We start from the raw sequence: 19,676 nt of genomic DNA, 5'->3' as shown, positions 1-19,676 counted from the left end.
TAACTAATCAGACGCATGCCCATCTATCACCGATAAATCTTTAGCAATATCACCATGCGGTGTCCCTGCTTTATGCGGTATTAATCCCTGTTTCCAGAGGCTATCCCCCTGTGATAGGTAGGTTGCATACGTGTTACGCACCCGTACGACAGTGACATTGCTGCCCCTTCGCCTTGCATGTATTAGGCCTGCCGCTAGCGTTCATCCTGAGCCAGGATCAAACTCTCCATCGTAAATTTCTATTCTATCGACTTACGTCGCTTAATTCTACTGTTACACGCTTTGTCGTTTATTCTTTCTCACCATTCTGTCAATGAACTCCCGTCTAGCGCGTCGCTAAACTTTGTGCTTCTCTCAAAGCTCCTAAACCTCTCTTTTCTCTCTCTCCCCTCTTTTGGGGTTGCAAAGGTCTATCTTTTATTTTTAACTTCCAAATTATTTTTTGCTTTTTTTTATTTTACAAAATTTTCTTCGGAAATTATTCCCTCACTCTCTGTTTCGGGTTGCAAAGGTCTACTTTTTATTTTAAACCTCCAAATGTTTTTTAATCTTTTTTTTAAAACCCAATCCTTAACTCTTTTCTTCCCTCTTCCTTTTCGCCGCTCGTCCGTTTTGGGAGTGCAAAGGTAACACAACCCCGCACCCTTTTCCAAATATTTTAACACATTTCTTTTTAAAAAATTTATAACATCCTAGCTGTTAAGCCTTAAGATAAGGCTAGGTTAGTTTTATTTCTTCTTTAAAGTACTTGATGACATGAATTTTAAGCAAGGATTCCTGTGAAAGAAGATTAAAATGAGGTACCTTTTCTACCGACCGCCAATGTGGCCACCCATCTTTATCTAAGCCTTCTAACTCATAAAAGCCCGATAAGCTTAAAACTTTACATACTGCGATGTGCATTAAATCTTGTTTTTGCTCCTTGGTAAAGGAAATAGGGCCTTTTCCTAATTCATGCACGCCAATCAAAAATAAGACACCATTTAGATCGGCGGGCTTTTTCCCGATTGTTTGCTCAAGGGTTTCTAACAAACCTTCCCAGTCTTTTTCCAACTGTTCGTCTATTTCTTGGTTTTTCATTAGTATATATCCATTTAAAATACATCAAAAATCTTTATGATTCCTGAGATAAAGCATCCCAATATTCAACTGCTCTACGAAGATGAGGGATTACGATGGTACCACCTACCAAAGTAGCGATTGAAAATACTTCTTGTACTTGTGCCGTTGTAACACCCAATTCTTTGCATTTACCTAGATGATATTTTACACAGTCGTCACATCTTAATACCATTGAGCATGCTAAACCCAACATTTCTTTCGTAGCTTCGTTTAAATGACCTTCCGCATACGCGTTTGTATCTAGGTTAAAAAGTCTTTTTATAATGAGATTATCTGAGTCCATGATTCTTTCGTTCATCCGTGCTCGATAATCATTGAACTGCTCAACCAAGTTTTCCATTTTTTAGCTTTATCTTAATATTTTTTGAATGAATGACTATAAAAGCAAAATACCTCCCTTTCTACAAGTTATTTAAAGTAGAGTTGGAGGTATTAATTGAGATGTTGTTTAAATCATAATAGCTCTTCGGTAGAGGTCTTCTTTTCAGCTACATCTTCATAAACTGAGGTATACTCTATTAGATCTGCGACTAATCCGGTCCAGCCAGTTTGGTGCGCAGCTCCAAGACCATCACCATTATCTCCATTAAAATACTCATAAAACAGATACAAGTCCTTAAAGTGAGGATCATCTTGAAAGGTTTTTTGCGAGTAAAAGGCTGGGATATTTCCTGCTGAGTCCCTACGGAAGATATCTATCAAACGTTTGGCCACACAAATCGCCGCATCTCTGATTGTCATGACATTGCCAGAGTTTGTTGGGTATTCTATTTCATAATCATCTCCATAATAATTATAGAATTTTAATAAAGAATCTACAATTAAGAAGTTAAGAGGAAACCAAATAGGCCCTCTCCAATTTGAATTGCCCCCAAAAATACTACTATCAGATTCGGCTGGCGTATATTTGACCCGCAAAACCTCTCCATTCACAAAAAACTCATAAGGGTGCGCTTCGTGGTATTTTGAAAGAGCTCTAATGCCGTATTTAGATAAAAACTCTGTTTCATCAAACATCCGCTTTAGGAGCATTTTCATGCGGTGGCCCCGCAATAATGCCAATAAATGCGACTCACCTTTGCCTGGCTCGTGCCAACGCGAAATCAAAGATGCGAGGTCGGGGCGATTGGTGAGTACCCATTCGACTCGTCTTTTAAAATCTGGAAGCTTTTCTAGTAAATCATCATCCAAGATTTCTACGGCAAACAATGGAATAAGGCCCACCATAGAGCGTAATTTCAACAACATACTCTTCCCGTCTGGCGTATGAAGCACATCATAGTAAAATTGGTCTTCTTCATCCCAAAGACTAATCTTTTGGTCTCCTAAAGACTTCATGGCCGCAGCTATATGCAAGAAGTGCTCAAAAAACTTGGAAGCCATATCTTGATAAACAGGACGTACCAACGAAATTTCGCACGAAATCCGTAACATATTAAGAGTATACATGGCCATCCATCCAGTACCGTCGGCTTGCTCAAGATAACCACCCGTAGGCAACTCTGCACTACGGTCAAACACCCCAATATTATCTAGCCCTAAAAAGCCTCCCGAAAATACGTTGTTTCCTTCAGCGTCTTTGCGATTGACCCACCATGTAAAGTTGAGGAGTAGTTTGTGAAAAATCCGCTCTAAAAATGCAACATCTCCCTGTCCATTAAGTTCTCTATCTATTTCATACACTTTCCAAGTGGCCCACGCATGAACGGGCGGATTGACATCGGAAAAGTTCCATTCATATGCAGGCAGCTGTCCGTTGGGGTGCATGTAATATTCTCTAAGAATAACCGCCAATTGACGCTTGGCAAAATAGGGATCCAACCTCGCTAATGTCACCGTATGAAAAGCCAAATCCCATGCCGCAAACCAAGGGTATTCCCATTTGTCGGGCATAGATAGGATATTGGCAGTGTACATGTGCTTCCAAGTGAGATTGCGTGGGTATGCTCGCCCCTTAAAATCAAAAGGCATTTTGGGATCACCTTTCAGCCATTCATTTACATTATAATAAAAGAACTGTTTGTTCCAGAGCATTCCTGCAAAAGCTTGGCGTTGAATTGTCCGCAGTTCAGGGTCTTTTACATTTTGCTGAAGATCGTCATAAAACTCATCGGCTTCCTGTTTCCTTAGGGCAAAAATTTCGTCGAAATCCGCAAAAGGGTTAGAATTATGGGTTTGGTTAGAAAAACGAAGCCTCACGGTAACACTCTCTTGCGGCGGAACTACTAGATTGTAGTGGCCTGCTGCTTTTGAACCTATCTGATTGGGATTGACAAATTGTTTTTTCCCTGTTACAATATAGTTATTGATACCATCCTTAGTATAAGGCGATGCATTAGGTTTACCAAAGATTCGTTCAATGTTGGTCTCATTTTCACAAAACAACAACTCATCTACTCCCTCAAAATATAGTTTATATTTACCTAGTAAACGATGATTGACTTCTATTTGCCGGTTGGCAATGCCATTGAGAATCGGTTTATAGTCAAATTGGTCATATCCCCACGACCAAGTATTCCGAACCCATAATGTAGGAAGTATCGTAAGGGGTGCTTCTTCTGAATAGCGGTTATGGGCGGTAATTTTGACAAGCAGGTCGTTTTCGTCTGCTTTTGCGTATTCTATAAAAATATCGAAATACTGATTATTGTCAAAAGCACCCGTCTCCAAAATCTCAAATTCGGGCTGAAGTCGGTTTCTTTTTCTATTTTCTTCCGCAAGCTTGGCATAAGGAAAAGCTTGTTGGGGATATTTATAGAGCATTTTCATGTAGGAATGAGTAGGAGTACTATCCAAATAATAGTAAATCTCCTTCACATCTTCTCCGTGATTACCTTCTGGGCCAGTCAATCCAAAAAATCTTTCTTTGATAATAGGGTCTTGCTGATTCCAGAATGCAAAAGCCATACAGATATGGCCTTTGTTGTCGGAGATACCTCCGATACCATCTTCCCCCCAACGATAGGTATATGAGCGAGATATTTCATGAGAAATAAACCCCCAAGAATCTCCCCAATAGCTGTAGTCTTCTCTAACAGTTCCCCATTGGCGTTCAGCCAAATAAGGGCCCCATTTTTTCCAACCTTTATTATCAGCACGCGCATGAATACGCTTTCTTTCAGCAGTATCTTTCATCGTAAGTTAAAGTGGGTTATTGTATGAAATCACAAAAATAAGACAATCACCAACATAGTTTTTTGCAATTTTGTGTCTAAATAAGCAATTAATCAAGCCTTTCCCAATGTTATTTCGTTCTTTTTTATGTCGGAAACTCATTTTTGTCTTTTGTTTGTGTGTAGCCTTTGTCTCCAATGCTCAAGTTTATCAGCCCAAATCAATTATTGCTTTAATAGGAGCACTGGATGAAGAAATTGAACTTTTGAGACAATCTATCCAAAAACCCCAAGACGAGATTATTCATGGAATACATTTTTTTACCGGAAAAATCGGGAAGCAACGAGTCGTAGTCGTTAAGACCGGAATCGGAAAAGTGAATGCCTCAATGACCACCGCTTTTTTATTACAACATTTCCGGCCTCAGAAAGTTATATTTACAGGCATTGCGGGGGGCCTTCATCCTGATTTAAAACCTGGCGACATGGTGATTGGTAAAAAAACAATCCAATATGATTTTGGATATATCAACAATGATACCACGCTCGTCCGAAATACCCGTAACCCCATCAATTCACAGTTAAATCCACTTTACTTTGAAGCAGATTCTGTGCTTTTATCCAAAGCTCAAATAGCTGCAAAGAAAACAGTGCTAGAAAAAATCTCGATTGCCGCAGCTAGTCCTTCTATCATAGTGGGTACTATTGTTACGGGTGATTTGTTTGTAAGTTCAGAAAAAAAAGGGCAACAGCTACGCCTTCTTTTTGACGCGGATGCTACCGAGATGGAAGGGGGAGCCGTAGCCCAAATATGCTGGCAACAACAAGTTCCTTGTTTAATTATCAGGAGTATGAGTGACAAAGCCAACAGTAATGCCCAAGAAAACTTTGCTCATTTTAAAAAAGTAGCAGCCCACAATTCTGCTTCGCTTTTATTGAATATACTCTCCGAAATATCACATTAGCTTTTCTAACAAAAACTAGATTACATTCGGATATTAAGTGCCTTGTTTTTATGGTTTATCCCTAAAAATCATCATTTTTAACTTTCCAAAAATCTTCATCAGCTATGACCAATTCTGAGTTTCATCAACAGCTCCTTGAGCAGCTCCATCAAAAACTTGAACAAGTTAAACTAGGCGGAGGCCAAAAAAATATTGAAAAGCACAAAGCCAAAGGTAAACTTACCGCCCGCGAACGAATCAATTACTTGATTGATTCGGAAAGTGATTTTGTAGAAATAGGGGCGTTTGTGGGAGATGGTATGTATATAGAAGAAGGCGGCTGCCCTTCGGGAGGCGTGGTGGTAGGGATAGGAAGGGTATCGGGGCGTATGTGCGTAATAGTAGCAAATGATGCCACGGTCAAAGCAGGCGCGTGGTTTCCTATTACTGCAAAAAAAAACCTCCGAGCCCAAGAAATCGCCCTCGAAAATCGCCTACCTATTATTTATTTAGTGGATAGTGCGGGGATTTATCTCCCTCTTCAAGCCGATGTTTTTGCGGACAAAGAGCATTTTGGTCGAATCTTTCGCAACAATGCTGTCATGTCTTCTTTGGGGATTTTGCAGGTAGCGGCTATCATGGGAAGCTGTGTAGCGGGCGGTGCCTATTTACCTATTATGTCTGATGAAGCGCTTATTGTAGAAGGAACTGGCTCTATTTTTTTAGCGGGTCCTTATCTCGTAAAAGCTTCTATTGGCGAAGATGTAGATGCTGAAACTTTAGGAGGCGCTACCACCCACTGCGAAATCTCAGGCGTAACCGACAACAAATACCCTGACGATATCGCTTGCCTAGATGCCATCAAAAAAATATTTGATAAAGTAGGGCATGAGATAAAAGCTGGGTTTGATAGAATAAACCCCTCCCTCCCTCTCAAAAATCCTCAAGAAATATTTGAAATACTGCCCGCCGATCGCAATAAGCCTTATGATATGCGCGAGATTATCGAACGTATTGTAGATAATTCTGAATTTGAAGAATATAAAAAGTCGTATGGCCAAACGCTGCTATGCGGATACGCTAGAGTAGACGGCTGGGCTGTGGGGATTGTAGCCAATCAAAGAAAAATAGTAAAAGCTAAAAAGGGCGGGAATACGGCTCCCGAAATGCAAATGGGAGGCGTGATTTATTCGGATTCGGCAGATAAAGCGGCGCGTTTTATCATGAATTGCAATCAGAAAAAAATCCCTTTGGTTTTCTTACACGATGTTACGGGCTTTATGGTTGGTAGCCGCTCCGAGCAAGGGGGAATCATCAAAGATGGAGCCAAGATGGTAAATGCCGTCGCCAATTCGGTTGTACCTAAGTTCACGTTCATTGTGGGCAACTCTTATGGCGCGGGCAACTACGCTATGTGTGGTAAAGCCTATGACCCACGGCTGATATATTCTTGGCCTACCGCTAAGCTTGCGGTCATGAGTGGGGCCTCTGCCGCAAAGACGTTGCTCCAAATACAAGTAGCTACGCTCAAAGCCAAAGGTAAATCTATATCATCAGAAGCAGAGAATGAGCTTCTGACCGAAATTACGGAGCGTTATGATGCACAACTTTCGCCTTATTATGCAGCGGCTCATCTCTGGACCGACGGAATCATCAATCCGCTTGATACGCGACGTATCATTTCTGCTGGAATTGAAGCCGCAAATCATGCTCCTATTACCAAGACTTTTAATGTAGGTGTCATTCAAACCTAAAGGTGACTAAGATGACTTAATGCAGGCAAGACAGTCTAATTAGTAAACCCTTTTGCTGATGTCCTGTCTTGCCTTGGTTTATACCGACTCTCTATCTTTACGCTTCTTGAAAGGTCAATGTGAATTTTGGAAACAAAATAAATACGAAGTGCATGTGTTTTGTGCCAATAGCGACATACTTCAAGATTTTGGCATTACGAACGATGTTATGACATGGGGGCTTTCTTTTAACCGCCATCCGACTGCGATTCGTCAGCATTTAAAGAGTGTGTATGAATTGACTTGTTTTTTCAAAAAAATACGCCCGACTATTGTTCACGCCAATACTCCTATTGCCGCCTTTTTGGCCATGATAGCCGCCCAAAATGCCAAGGTTCCTATTCGTATTTATGAAATGCACGGCTTACCTCTCGAAACTGCATCGTTTCCGGCAAAAGAAATTTATTTTTCTGCTGAAAAAATAAGCTGTTTACTAGCCAATCACGTCATTACGGTAAGCCAATCGCTACGAGATTTGGTCATCCAAAAAAAAATAGTCTCTCCCACCAAAGTCTCGGTAATGCATCATGGTAGCTGCAGCGGCATTGATACAGCAGTAGAATTTAATCCCGCCCTCATTGACACCACTACCATACTCACCCTCAAAAATGAGCTTTTTGGTAACATTTCTGGCCCTGTGGTGGGTTTTGTAGGGCGTCTTAGTCCCGAAAAAGGAATACAAGAACTATATCAGGCTTGGATGATTGTTGAGCGACATTTCCCTTCAGCCAAACTCCTAATTGTGGGGTCTTTGGACTCGCGCCAGTCTATTTCGCCTTATTTGCAGACTCTTCTCAAAACCACTTCTAGTATTGTGTGGGTAGAGTGGAAACAAGATGTGGCTTATTATTTTAGCCTGATAGATTTTTTAGTGCTTCCAAGCCACCGCGAAGGACTCGGCAATGTAGTGCTAGAAGCAGCCGCTATGAAAAAACCTGCCGTAGTATCTAACGTAACTGGCCTGAAAGACGCCGTCGTGGAGAACCAAACAGGGATTTTTTTCAAAAAAGGCTCAGTAGATGAGTTAGCCGCCCAAATGATGTTTTATCTTCAAAATAAGCATATCGTAGAAACTCATGGGCATGCTGCTCAGGCACGGGTAAAAACCTTTTTTTCTCCTACCGATGTTTGGACTAGCAAACTAGCACTTTATCGCCGTTTGGAGCACGAGATGAAATAAGTAATTTTGTGGCATGAATTATCAATATTTTTTCAAACCACTGCTTGATAAAACCATTGCACTTTTAGTGCTTATCCTATTCTCTCCGATTTTGTTTGTGGTTATTGTTTTACTTAGCATTTACAACCAAGGCAAACCTTTCTTTTTCCAATTTCGCCCTGGTCTTCATGGCAAAATATTTAGAATTGTAAAATTTAAAACCATGAATGATCTCCGTAATCCTCAAGGGGAGCTTTTATCAGATGCCCAACGTCTCACGCCTATTGGCAGATTTGTGCGCAAAACTTCTCTGGATGAGCTTCCTCAGCTTTTGAATGTACTTCGAGGAGAGATGTCGTTGATTGGACCACGTCCTTTGCTTACCGAATACTTGCCACTTTATAGTAAACAACAACAAAAACGACACGATGTAAAACCCGGCATTACAGGATGGGCCCAAGTCAATGGTCGAAATGCCATCTCGTGGGCACAAAAGTTTGAGTATGATATATGGTATGTCGAACACCTTAGTTTTCAATTAGATATTAAAATACTTTGGCTTACCCTCATAAATGTTTTTAGCGCAAAAGATATAAATGCAGCTAATTCGGCAACTGTCGATAAATTTACGGGAAACAATTAAAAACTATGCTTTTGTACGGAGCTAGCGGTCACGCTAAAGTTATCATTAGTTGCCTGATTGCCAATCAAATACCTATTATGGGGATTTTTGACGATGATTTATCAAAGACTAGCCTGTGGGATATTCCGGTGGTGGGAAGCTATAAAGCTGAATATGAGAGTCAGGAAAGTGTTATTGTGGCCATTGGCAACAACAAAATCCGTCAAAAAGTAGCCATGATGGTTAGACATTCTTTTGGAAAGACGATACACCCCTCAGCCATCGTAGACCCGACCGTCCAAATCGGTGAGGGAACCATCATTTTGCATCAATCAGTAATACAAGCCGACGCTCAAGTAGGCAAACACGTGATTGTAAACACTGCGGCCTCTATCGACCATGAATGTCGAATCGGTGATTTTGTCCACATCGCCCCTAAGGCTACCTTGTGTGGAAATGTATCTATAGGGCAAGGTACTTTGGTAGGTGCGGGGAGCATTGTATGTCCCAATCTCACCATTGGCAAAGGCTGCTTGATAGCCGCCGGAAGCGTTATTACCAAAAATATTCCTGATTTTGCTGTCGTACGAGGAAACCCTGCTAAAGTGCTGAAAATTATCGATGCTTAAACACCCAATGAAGCATTTTTCTAACCATTTGCTGAACTCCATTACCGGCATTTACCCATAAAAGCGTAGTCAACAAAAGAAATCCAAACACAATCAGAAAACCCCAATATCGGCTATCAAGCCATTCGTTGATTCCTACTGCTAGCGTAATAAACACAAAAATGCCAGTCAGTGAGGCAAGCATCAACATCACTACCAAATACACGAGTTTTATGATGATGTTTTCGATGTGCTCTTGGGTTTCTGTTTTTAAAAGTTCTACACGTGTTTCGATGTACTTGTAGAGATAGTGACGAAGTTCTTCAATTTTCTCAAACATCAGGTTTTGTAGGATAGTAAGCTTACCAAGCCTCCCACAAGAGAGTCTAAAGGTAGCCGCTTTGTTAGAAATAACAATTTTACACAAAACTATTGAGTCTCACAAAGCGTTTGAGATAATGTGATTCTTAACTTTGTAGCCTCAATGCTTATTGTTGAGGCTACAAGAATCTTCTTGTGTTCAATTGTTTCATCATTGTTTTCTGGCTTCGCAACCATGACAGTAGTTCCTTATAAAGATAAAACCACGGGCAAACGTGAGCAAATTGCCGAAATGTTTGACAATGTTTCGCCTAAATACGATCTTCTGAATCACGTCCTCAGTGCAGGTATTGATATTTATTGGCGCAAAAAAGCCATTAAGCTTCTTCAGAAAGAAAAGCCCCAAACTATTCTTGACATTGCCACTGGCACGGGAGATTTTGCGATTGAGGCGCTCAAGCTCAGCCCCCAAAAAATCGTAGGTGTCGATATTTCGGAAGGGATGCTGGCAGTAGGTAGAGAAAAAATCAAAAAACTTGGCAAGGAAAACATTATAGAACTTCGTACGGGAGATTCTGCTCATTTGCCTTTTAGCGACAATTCTTTCGATGCCCTTACGGCCTCTTTTGGCGTTCGTAACTTCGAGAACTTGCTTTTGGGGCTGACAGACATGTATAGAGTTATGAAGCCCGGCGGAACTTGTGTGATTTTGGAATTTTCAAAACCGAAAACTTTCCCCTTCAAACAATTATACAACTTTTACTTTCGTTACATTTTACCGATTATAGGACGAATGGTCTCAAAAGATACCTCAGCGTATACTTACCTTCCCGAATCGGTGCAAGCATTTCCTGATGGAAATGACTTCTTAAAAATTTACGAACAAGCGGGCTTTAAACACACAAAATGTATACCACTCACTTTTGGGATTTGTTCGATTTATGTAGGAAAAAAATAAGAAGAGCCTTTCAAACTCGCCTTCTTATCACTCAACGTAATGACTTGCTGATTGGCGTTTTATTATTGGGCTTATGCCCTTTGATTCCCAGTCAGGCTCAAACGATGCAATATTTCCGCAAAAATTTAGAATACTATGATGATAAGCCCATCCACTTTGGATATTTGATGGGCTTACCTTTGACTCGATTTCATTTTGTGCATGGAGACAATTTCCTCACTCAAGATACCACAAGTCGAATCACAGCTCCTCGAACAGTGGGCTTTCGTATGGGTTTTGTGGTAAATGCCTACCTCAACGAGCACTGGGATATTCGTACGACTCCTACGGTAGCTCTTTATGATCGAGTGCTTGAATACGAATACGCTGGAGGTACTAAGCGTAAAGAATTGCGGGAAGCTACTTGGTTTGAGATTCCTCTTCTGTTAAAATACAAATCCCAACGTCGCAAAAACTCCCGTATGTACATGATTGGAGGTATCACATTGGGTTTAGAAACCAATGTAAGGCGACGACTCCAGCAAGGTTCTGATCGTCTCAATGCCAAAAGCGTTGATTTGAGTATTGATTATGGTTTTGGTTTCGAGCAATTTTTGGCTTATACCAAGTTTTCTCCTGAGATTCGTTTTTCGCACGGAATCGTCAATCTCAACCAAAATACCGCAGGTAGCAGTATTCGCCGCCTTACTTCTCATACGGTTAGTATTTATTTCATGTTTGAATAAACCGTTTGTTTTTTCAAACTTTGCACTACACAATTCTTTTTGATTTTAGGATAGTGAAACCTGGGCTTTTTGTAGCCTAAGTATTACTACTTAAAATCTACACTATCAACATCTTAGAACCATGCAACAAAGTACACTTCTAGACGAAATTCCGTCATTAGATATCTCTGATTTTACTTCGGGTGACAATACGCTCAAAGCTAAATTTGTGCAAGATTTAGGGGCCGCTTTCAACAATATCGGTTTTGTCTGTATCAAAAATCATGGGTTGACCGAAGAGCTAAGATTGAAGCTTTACGATGCTGTTCAGGCTTTTTTTAAACAAACAGACGAAATAAAACGTAAATATGAATTTTCGGAGTTACATGGTCAGCGTGGGTATATTGGGAAGGGTAAAGAAAAAGCCAAAGGCTTTAAAGTAGCTGACCTTAAAGAATTTTACCATATAGGACAGCCTCAACCCGAAGGCGATATGCCACATAATATATTTCCTACAGAAACACCTGAGTTTGAAGTTTATAGTATTGAGGTGTACAAAATTTTTGAAAATACGGGTAAAACTCTTCTCAAGGCGATTGCCATTTATTTAGGATTAGACGAAAATTATTTTGAAGATAAAGTCCGTAATGGCGACAGTATTTTGAGAGCCCTCCATTATTTTCCTTTAGATCCTACTACCGTACCCGACGGAGCCGTCCGAGCAGCTGCCCACGGCGACATCAATCTCATCACGCTTCTTATGGGTGCAAGTGCCGAAGGCCTAGAGGTACTTCGCCGAGACGGAAAATGGATTGGTATCACGGCTCTTCCAGATCAAATTGTGGTCAATGTAGGTGACATGCTTGACCGCCTTACCAATCACCATCTCAAATCTACGATTCACCGGGTTGTCAATCCTCCACGCGAAAAAATGAACACGTCTCGTTATTCTATTCCTTTTTTCATGCACCCACGTGCCGATATGGATTTGACTTGTTTGGAAAGTTGTGTGGATTCATCTCATCCCAAAATGTACATAGATATGACCGCTGGTGAGTTTCTGAACGAACGCCTCATCGAACTTGGTCTAAAAAAAGCTTAGAAAATCATACATTTATACTTTTAGCTAATGACGTAGTCGCACTCCATCACACTTATTTCTTTTATTGTGTTTCAACCAGTATTGCACCCTCCCGTCAAACGGATTCGGTACCTCATCTTTCTCAAGGATGTGGCGATACTGGCTTTGACGTGTTTTGGAGGGCCACAAGTGCATTTAGTTATGTTTTTGGACAAATTTGTCAAAAAACGACGTTATCTGACGGAAGCCGAACTTCTAGAACTACAGTCTCTTTGCCAAATTTTACCTGGCCCTACTTCTACTCAGACCATTACGGCACTAGGCTTTAAGATAGGTGGTCCTAATTTAGCTTACTTGACGCTTTTGGTATGGTCTCTACCCGCAGTGATTGCCATGACAGCTCTAGGGTTTGGAATTAATTACCTCCAAAATCAACACATATCCATCGCTTTTATGCGATTTGTGGAGCCTATGGCCATTGCTTTTCTGATTTATGGAGGGTTTAATATCGGCTCCAAGGTTATCCGAACCTCCTCTCACTGGATTATCCTGGTAATTTCGACAGTCATAGCGTATAGTTTTCCTTCGCCTTACATGACTCCCGTAGTGATAGTAGTCGGCGGGTTAGCTACCTCCTTACAATATCAAAAACACACCAAAATGGATAAAGCCCCCATTCATATCGAATGGGCTAATTTTTTCTTATGGCTGGGAGTCTTGGTTTTTGCAGCGATTTTAGGAGCCATTACGCAGTCTCTTCCTATTCGTTTGTTCGAAAATTTTTATCGGAATGGCAGTCTTGTATTTGGAGGAGGTCAAGTACTAAACACCATGCTTTACACCGAATTTGTGGAATTTAAGCAATATCTCACGCGGCAGGAGTTTTTATCTGGTATGGCGTTTGCACAAATTGTACCTGGCCCTGTATTTTCGGTGGCATCTTACATTGGTGCGCTATCCATGCGTACAGAAGGTATATCAGGGCAACTATGGGGAAGTCTTGGAGCTACGATGGGTATTTTCTTACCTGGTACATTTCTTATTTTCTTTGTTTATCGATTCTGGAACGAACTCAAAAAATACAGGGGAGTCAGAGCATCACTTGAAGGAATCAACGCCGCTAGTGTAGGGCTTACCGCAGCGGCAGCCATCAGGATGTTTATCCCAACCGCCACGGACACTACGGCAGTTTTTACTATTATAGGGACTTTTCTTATATTACAATTCACCAAAACCCCTCCTTATATCATTGTATTTGGAGGAATACTACTTGGGATTTTATTTCATTAATTTCTCAAGTATTTACTTTTCAACAATCCAATAATCATTCTTTATGAACAAATTAAAACTTACACTTTTTTCTTTTCTTTTAGGAGCAAGTGTGTCTTTTGCTTCCGACCCTGCCGACGAAGGGATGTGGCTTCCTTCTCTGATTGGCAAAAATGAAGCACAAATGAAAAAACAGGGCTTCAAACTTACCGCCAAAGACATCTACGACATCAACAATGCTAGTCTTAAAGATGCAATAGTCAGAATGGGGGGAGGGTTTTGTACCGGCGAAATTGTGTCTGACAAAGGTTTACTATTTACCAATCACCATTGTGGATATGATGCAATTGCGACACTCTCCACTCCTAATGATAATATCTTAGATAACGGTTTCTGGGCAAAATCAAACGCAGAAGAACGCCCCGTAGAAGGTCTTTACATTGATATTTTGGTGAGAATGGAAGACGTAACCGCACAAATCTTACCAAAACTTGAGGGTTTGAGTGAAAAGGAAAGAGCCGCCAAAGTAAACCAACTTGGCAATGAGCTATCTCAAAAAGCTACTGACGGAACCGCCTACAATGCTTCTGTGAAAGAATTTGCCAAAGGAAATGCCTATTATTTGTTTGTGTTTGAGAAGTTTTCTGACATTCGCTTGGTAGGTACACCTCCCCAAAGCATCGGTAAATATGGCGGCGACACCGACAACTGGGAATGGCCTCGCCATACAGGAGACTTTTCGGTATTTAGGATTTATGCCAACAAAGACAACAAAGGGGCAGATTATTCCAAAGACAATATCCCTTACAAACCCAAGAAGTTTTTGCCTATTTCTTTAAAAGGTATCAAACCTGGCGATTTTGCGATGGTATTTGGTTTTCCTGGGCGCACCAATCGCTACGAAACTTCGATGGGTATCAAACTCGCTATCGACAAAGTAAACCCTGGCATTATCAAAAACCGAGACATTCGGCTGAAAGCTTGGAAAGAAGAAATGGACAAAGACGTGGCTACCAAGCTCGCTTTGGCCTCTGAATATGCGAGTATTGCCAACTATTGGAAGTATTTTATCGGTCAGACCCAGCAACTAGTGCGTCTGAAAGTGTTCGACCAAAAAGTAGCTTTGGAAAATCAGTTTAGAACTTGGGCCAAAGGAAAGCCTGCCTATGAAGATATTTTTGACCAATGGCAAGTAGCTTACGCATCTTATGAGCCCTACGCAACCCACTCTACCTATTTGAATCAAGGGATTGTAGGAGCCCATATTGCTGCATTGGCCCTACCTATGGCCGTGGCAGAAGAACAACTCAAAGACCCCGCCAAAGCTCAGGGTATCACTGAGCGTTTCAGAAGTAGAGGCGAAGAGTTTTTTAAGTCATTTAACCTTCTTTCGGATCAAAAAATAGTAGCTCAAACACTTTTGGCTTTTTATAATGATATTCCGAAAGACCAACATCCGGCTATTATCAAAGAAATTTTAAACAAGTTTTCGGCGGGTACTCCAGAAGAATCATTTAAAAAGTTTGCTCAAGAAATGTACCTCACAAGTGTTTTTACGGACAAAAACCGTTTCAACAAATTCTTAGACTCCCCCCAATACGAGACTCTATCAAACGATTGGGCGTTTAAATATTTTGCTGATTTTCGGAAAAACTACATTTCTAAATATGCCAAGTACAACGCTGATTTTCAAGAAATTGACAAAAAACTATCTCGTTTGTATATCAAAGGGCTAAGCGAAATGAATCCGAGCCTTGTCGAATATCCCGATGCCAATAGTACGCTACGTGTAAGCTATGGAAATGTGCAAGACTATGACCCACGCGACGGGGTTCATTATAATTACAAAACAACCATGACTGGCGTTATGGAAAAATACAAACCCGGTGATGGTGAATTTGACCTTCCCAAAAACTTTTTGGAACTCTATAAAAACAAAGATTTTGGTCAGTATGCTGAGAATGGCGATGTTACGGTAGGCTTTATTACCAACAACGACATCACGGGAGGAAATTCAGGAAGCCCTGTGATCAATGCCAAAGGCGAATTGATTGGATTGGCATTTGACGGTAACTGGGAGGCAATGTCGGGCGACATTGTTTTTGACAAAAAATACAAACGTTGTATCAACGTCGATATCCGATATGTACTTTGGTGTATTGAGAAACTAGGCGGGTCAGACCTAGTGAAAGAGTTGAAAATCAATAAATAATAATTTTTGCCTTTATAGAATCACCAAATTCAGATAAGGTAGTGTATCAAAAAAACACCTAACCTCTAAAGAGATTAGGTGTTTTTAATTTTATAGCTATGTAAAACATTACTTTTCTCTAAAGAATATTGTAATAGGGACTCCTTCAAAATCAAAGTTTTCGCGCATACGATTTTCCAAATATCGCATGTAAGGCTCTTTGATATATTTGGGGTGATTACAGAAAAATACAAACGTAGGCGAAGGTGTCGGCAACTGAATCATATACTTGATTTTGATATGCTTACCACGATGGGCTGGAGGTGGGTACTTTTCAATCTCTACCTGCATTATTTCATTGAGCTTAGAAGTAGTGATTTTCTTCGTCTTGTTTTCGTATACCTCCATGGCTTTTTCCATGACTTGGAAAATCCGCTGCTTGTCTACTACCGAAGCAAAGATGATGGGCATATAATCCATCGGCGCTAATCGCTCAAGCATTTCTTTGCGAAGTTTGTCGGCCGTTTTGGAATCTTTCTCTATCAAATCCCATTTGTTAACCATTATCAATATTCCTTTTTTGGCTTTGTGGGCCATTCCGATAATATTGAGATCTTGGGCTTCTAATCCTCGGCTGGCATCTAGCATCACAATCACCACATCCGAATCCTCCATGGCTTTGACAGACCTCAAAGTTGAATAAAACTCAATCGCATCTTTCACCCTTGATTTACGACGTATCCCAGCCGTATCGACCAAAATAAAATCTTTGCCATAGGCTTTATAATGGGTATTGATAGCATCGCGAGTAGTTCCTGCTATGTCGGTGACAATACTTCTTTCTTTTCCTATCAAAACATTTAGGAAAGATGATTTTCCGACATTAGGACGGCCAAGAATCGAAATTTTAGGAATTCCAGCATCTGGATCTTCTATCCCAGGGTTTTTGAAATGTTTTACCACCTCATCCAGCAGTTCTCCAGTACCATGCCCTGTTTGAGACGAAATAGGGTACGGCTCTCCCAATCCCAACTCATAAAATTCGGCAGAAGCCTGGCTTCTTTCTAGGGTTTCGGCTTTATTGACAACTAAATAAACTGGCTTTTTGGATTTGCGAACCACATTCGCAAATTCTTTATCTAAGTCAGTCAGACCAGTCATGCTATCTACCATGAAAAGAATAACGTCGGCCTCATCCATGGCAATTTCTACTTGTTCACGGATAGCCCCTTCAAAAATATCATCCGAGCCTACTACATATCCTCCCGTATCGATGACAGTAAAATATTGTTCTGTCCAGTACGCGTATCCGTAATGACGGTCACGCGTTACACCACTTTGGTCATCCATGATGGCCTGGCGTTGTTGAATCAAACGATTAAAAAACGTTGATTTGCCCACATTAGGGCGTCCTACTATTGCTACTATATTTGACATTGTTATAAAAATGTAGAGACACCCTGTCGGGTGTCTGTTTGGTGTTTTGCAGTTTTGTTAGATACCTCTAGGAGTTTTCGTATCCAAACTGCTTCAACTTCTGTATTTTGTTGCGCCAGTCAGGCTCAACTTTTACGTATTGTTCCAAGAACACCTTTTTACCAAAAAACTGTTCCATTTCTTCTCGGGCAGCTACCCCTATTTTTTTGAGCATGCTGCCTTTGTCACCAATAATGATTCCCTTTTGGCTTTGTCTTTCTACCAAAATAACCGCTCTGATAACTATAATATCTTTCTTTTCTTTAAATTCCTCGATTATAATTTCGGTACTGTAAGGTACCTCTTTTTTATAATTCAAAAAGACTTTTTCGCGAATAATCTCCGCCGCAAAAAAACGTTCGGGCTTATCAGTCAGCTCATCTTTAGGAAAATAAGGTGGATGCACAGGCAAATATTCCATGATTGCACCAAACAACTTATCGATGCCTTCTTCTTTTAAAGCAGAGATAGGAATGATAGCTGCCGTAAAGAGTTTTTCTTTCCAGAAAGCGATTTTTTCTTCGATTTGCTCTGGAGTAGCTAGATCAGTTTTATTCAATACCAAAATCACGGCCCCTTCGGTACGTGCTAGTCTTTGCAAAACGTCTTCTTCGTCATGTTTTTCAAAAATATCTACCACAAAAAGCACAATATCGGCATCTTCAAGAGAACCTTGCACAAAATCCATCATCGACTCATGCAGCTTGTATTGAGGTTTGATGATTCCGGGGGTATCCGAATACACCAGCTGAAAATCAGTACCTTCATGAAGGCCATTCAAAATACCCATAATACGATGACGAGTAGTTTGGGCTTTTGATGTAATGATAGATAGCTTCTCTCCTACCAATACATTCATCAATGTAGATTTTCCAACGTTGGGTTTTCCCACAATACTGATAAATCCAGCACGATGATTGGGACTTACTTGGGGCAATATATTTTCTGCTTCCATTATTTCAACCTATTAGTACATCTCTCTTTTATACGACCAGAGATATATTTTTTATTTTTTTTGCAAAGATAGTTGTTTTTTCTGAAAAAGGTCTTACCTTTGCAGTCCCATTACATCGCGGGATAGAGCAGTTGGTAGCTCGTCGGGCTCATAACCCGGAGGTCACAGGTTCGAGTCCTGTTCCCGCTACAACCACAAAGTCGCTGAAAATCAGCGACTTTTGTTTTTTTATAGCTTTACTACTTTTCCTGTCTTGGCTGATTTTACGGCTGCCTCCAAAATCTCTACCACAATACGATTGATTTCGGGAGATGACAAATCTTTGTGTGGCTTGATTTCGCCTTTTACTACTGCCGCAAAATAAGTGAAGGGGTCGTCGTAAGGGGCTGATAAAGACGCGATTTGGCGCTTTTCTTCTTCATTTCCTGTCCTTACTTTTAATTGCAAAGTTTTATCACAAACCACGTACCCTGTCTGACCATAAATTTCCATGTCTTTTCGATCAAAAGGCCAATTCCAAGAAGCTTGAAAAATCCCTTGTGCTTTAGGATAAGTCACAACAATAGTCGCTTCATCATCCACCTTTGGATAAATATCAGGTTTGATTTGCTGAGTTATGGCTGATACACTAATGGGTCTCTCTCCTTTCATCAACCAAGTCATGAGATTGGCACCATAACAACCAAAATCAATCACTGCTCCCCCACCATTCATGACAGGGTCGGTTAGCCAATCCAAAAACTCTTTTGAACATCCAATCTCTTTCGGGCCTCGGTGACCATCATGCACCACTACCTTCCGAATATCTCCCAAAGCCTTTTGCTCATGAATCATCTCAAATGCTTTTTGATGACTTGCATACCAAGTTGTTTCAAAATTTGTCAATAGATGGATTTTATGCTTTTGGGCTAGTTTTATCATAGCGTCAGCGTGAGCCACACTGACTGCCAAAGGTTTTTCGACCATTACATGAATCCCTTTGGGCGCGCATATTTCCACTACCTGCTTGTGTTCAAAAATACTATTGAACGCGCACACCGCTTCTGGCTGAGTAGCTGCAATCATGGCTTCTGTAGTGGGATACCACAACTTCTCCGAAAGTTGATAGCGCTTGAGATAACGCAGGGCAAGCTCTTGATTAGGCTCGGCAATTCCTACAATCTTTACATCTTTTTGGGAAGCTCTTCGTAAGATTTGATGAACATGATCGTGAGTAAGCCCCACCACACCTAGCCGTAATGGCTGCTGTGCAGCACTCCAAAAGCTGATGTGCAACAGCCCTATCAGCATAAAAGATAGTAAGGATTTCATAAGATGATAAGTTTTGTATTAAAAGTACTTACCTTCCAAAATCCCCTTA

Annotated in this window: 17 protein-coding genes, 1 tRNA gene and 1 rRNA gene; 11 read left to right on the top strand and 8 right to left on the bottom strand. The window is 40.8% G+C overall.

All coding sequences use genetic code 11. The features are described from left to right. The 4 genes from G563_RS0104995 to G563_RS0104970 all read right to left on the bottom strand — a co-directional run. A 16S ribosomal RNA gene (locus G563_RS0104995) occupies positions 1-233 on the bottom strand; the annotation flags it as partial. Between the two features lie 484 nt (positions 234-717). Then, on the bottom strand, positions 718-1,080 hold the full coding sequence (locus G563_RS0104985) for a hypothetical protein (protein ID WP_028664336.1): 363 nt from the start codon (positions 1,078-1,080) through the stop codon (positions 718-720). 34 nt (positions 1,081-1,114) lie between these two features. Next, the gene (locus G563_RS0104980) at positions 1,115-1,462 is read right to left on the bottom strand and encodes a carboxymuconolactone decarboxylase family protein (protein WP_028664335.1); all 348 of its coding nucleotides are present in this window, start codon (positions 1,460-1,462) and stop codon (positions 1,115-1,117) included. A gap of 113 nt (positions 1,463-1,575) precedes the next feature. Then, complete coding sequence (locus G563_RS0104970) at positions 1,576-4,257, bottom strand: MGH1-like glycoside hydrolase domain-containing protein (RefSeq protein ID WP_028664334.1); 2,682 nt, start codon at positions 4,255-4,257, stop codon at positions 1,576-1,578. A gap of 106 nt (positions 4,258-4,363) precedes the next feature. Here G563_RS0104970 and G563_RS0104965 point away from each other — a divergent pair, with 106 nt between their 5' ends. The 5 genes from G563_RS0104965 to G563_RS0104945 all read left to right on the top strand — a co-directional run bounded on the left by G563_RS0104965 (position 4,364) and on the right by G563_RS0104945 (position 9,382). Next, entirely contained in the window at positions 4,364-5,200 is an 837-nt protein-coding gene (locus G563_RS0104965; protein WP_028664333.1) for a 5'-methylthioadenosine/adenosylhomocysteine nucleosidase, read from the top strand. A 104-nt stretch (positions 5,201-5,304) separates the two neighbouring features. After that, on the top strand, positions 5,305-6,933 hold the full coding sequence (locus tag G563_RS0104960) for an acyl-CoA carboxylase subunit beta (RefSeq protein ID WP_028664332.1): 1,629 nt from the start codon (positions 5,305-5,307) through the stop codon (positions 6,931-6,933). 58 nt (positions 6,934-6,991) lie between these two features. After that, positions 6,992-8,152, top strand: coding sequence for a glycosyltransferase family 4 protein (locus tag G563_RS0104955; RefSeq protein ID WP_028664331.1), 1,161 nt, complete (start codon positions 6,992-6,994; stop codon positions 8,150-8,152). A gap of 13 nt (positions 8,153-8,165) precedes the next feature. Next, positions 8,166-8,774 (top strand): sugar transferase, encoded by a 609-nt coding sequence (locus G563_RS0104950; RefSeq protein WP_028664330.1) that lies wholly within the window; start codon positions 8,166-8,168, stop codon positions 8,772-8,774. 5 nt (positions 8,775-8,779) lie between these two features. Further along, positions 8,780-9,382 (top strand): acetyltransferase, encoded by a 603-nt coding sequence (locus G563_RS0104945; protein ID WP_028664329.1) that lies wholly within the window; start codon positions 8,780-8,782, stop codon positions 9,380-9,382. Here G563_RS0104945 and G563_RS36730 read toward each other — a convergent pair. Then, the gene (locus G563_RS36730; protein WP_157585079.1) at positions 9,369-9,701 is read right to left on the bottom strand and encodes a phage holin family protein; all 333 of its coding nucleotides are present in this window, start codon (positions 9,699-9,701) and stop codon (positions 9,369-9,371) included. The genes G563_RS0104945 and G563_RS36730 overlap by 14 nt on opposite strands. A gap of 216 nt (positions 9,702-9,917) precedes the next feature. On the opposite strand from G563_RS36730, the gene ubiE reads away from it, so the two are divergent. The 5 genes from ubiE to G563_RS0104910 all read left to right on the top strand — a co-directional run bounded on the left by ubiE (position 9,918) and on the right by G563_RS0104910 (position 15,906). Continuing rightward, complete coding sequence (gene ubiE / locus G563_RS0104930) at positions 9,918-10,640, top strand: bifunctional demethylmenaquinone methyltransferase/2-methoxy-6-polyprenyl-1,4-benzoquinol methylase UbiE (protein ID WP_028664328.1); 723 nt, start codon at positions 9,918-9,920, stop codon at positions 10,638-10,640. Between the two features lie 44 nt (positions 10,641-10,684). Continuing rightward, complete coding sequence (gene porT / locus G563_RS0104925) at positions 10,685-11,365, top strand: type IX secretion/gliding motility protein PorT/SprT (protein ID WP_445508771.1); 681 nt, start codon at positions 10,685-10,687, stop codon at positions 11,363-11,365. A 121-nt stretch (positions 11,366-11,486) separates the two neighbouring features. Beyond that, the gene (locus tag G563_RS0104920) at positions 11,487-12,446 is read left to right on the top strand and encodes an isopenicillin N synthase family dioxygenase (protein ID WP_028664326.1); all 960 of its coding nucleotides are present in this window, start codon (positions 11,487-11,489) and stop codon (positions 12,444-12,446) included. A 66-nt stretch (positions 12,447-12,512) separates the two neighbouring features. Next, positions 12,513-13,715 (top strand): chromate efflux transporter, encoded by a 1,203-nt coding sequence (gene chrA, locus G563_RS0104915; protein ID WP_028664325.1) that lies wholly within the window; start codon positions 12,513-12,515, stop codon positions 13,713-13,715. A 43-nt stretch (positions 13,716-13,758) separates the two neighbouring features. Continuing rightward, positions 13,759-15,906, top strand: a complete 2,148-nt coding sequence (locus G563_RS0104910; protein WP_028664324.1) for a S46 family peptidase — start codon at positions 13,759-13,761, stop codon at positions 15,904-15,906. A 108-nt stretch (positions 15,907-16,014) separates the two neighbouring features. Here the strand turns inward: G563_RS0104910 and der are convergent, their stop codons facing one another. Together der and era are read right to left on the bottom strand one after the other, a co-directional pair. Next, positions 16,015-17,322, bottom strand: coding sequence for a ribosome biogenesis GTPase Der (der, locus tag G563_RS0104905; protein WP_028664323.1), 1,308 nt, complete (start codon positions 17,320-17,322; stop codon positions 16,015-16,017). 67 nt (positions 17,323-17,389) lie between these two features. Then, positions 17,390-18,316 carry a GTPase Era gene (gene era / locus G563_RS0104900; RefSeq protein ID WP_028664322.1) on the bottom strand — a complete coding sequence of 309 codons (927 nt, stop codon included), beginning with the start codon at positions 18,314-18,316 and terminating at the stop codon, positions 17,390-17,392. Between the two features lie 116 nt (positions 18,317-18,432). Between era and G563_RS0104895 the strand changes: the two genes are divergently transcribed. Then, positions 18,433-18,505, top strand: a tRNA-Met gene (locus G563_RS0104895). A 39-nt stretch (positions 18,506-18,544) separates the two neighbouring features. Here G563_RS0104895 and G563_RS0104890 read toward each other — a convergent pair. Further along, positions 18,545-19,627: a Gfo/Idh/MocA family protein gene (locus G563_RS0104890; protein WP_028664321.1), complete on the bottom strand. Its 1,083-nt coding sequence runs from the start codon at positions 19,625-19,627 to the stop codon at positions 18,545-18,547. Between the last annotated feature and the right edge of the window lie 49 nt (positions 19,628-19,676).

This window comes from Runella zeae DSM 19591 (assembly GCF_000423565.1).
Classification (GTDB): domain Bacteria; phylum Bacteroidota; class Bacteroidia; order Cytophagales; family Spirosomataceae; genus Runella; species Runella zeae.
Note: the sequence above shows the minus strand (reverse complement) of the source record. Positions and strands in the feature narration are given on the sequence as shown.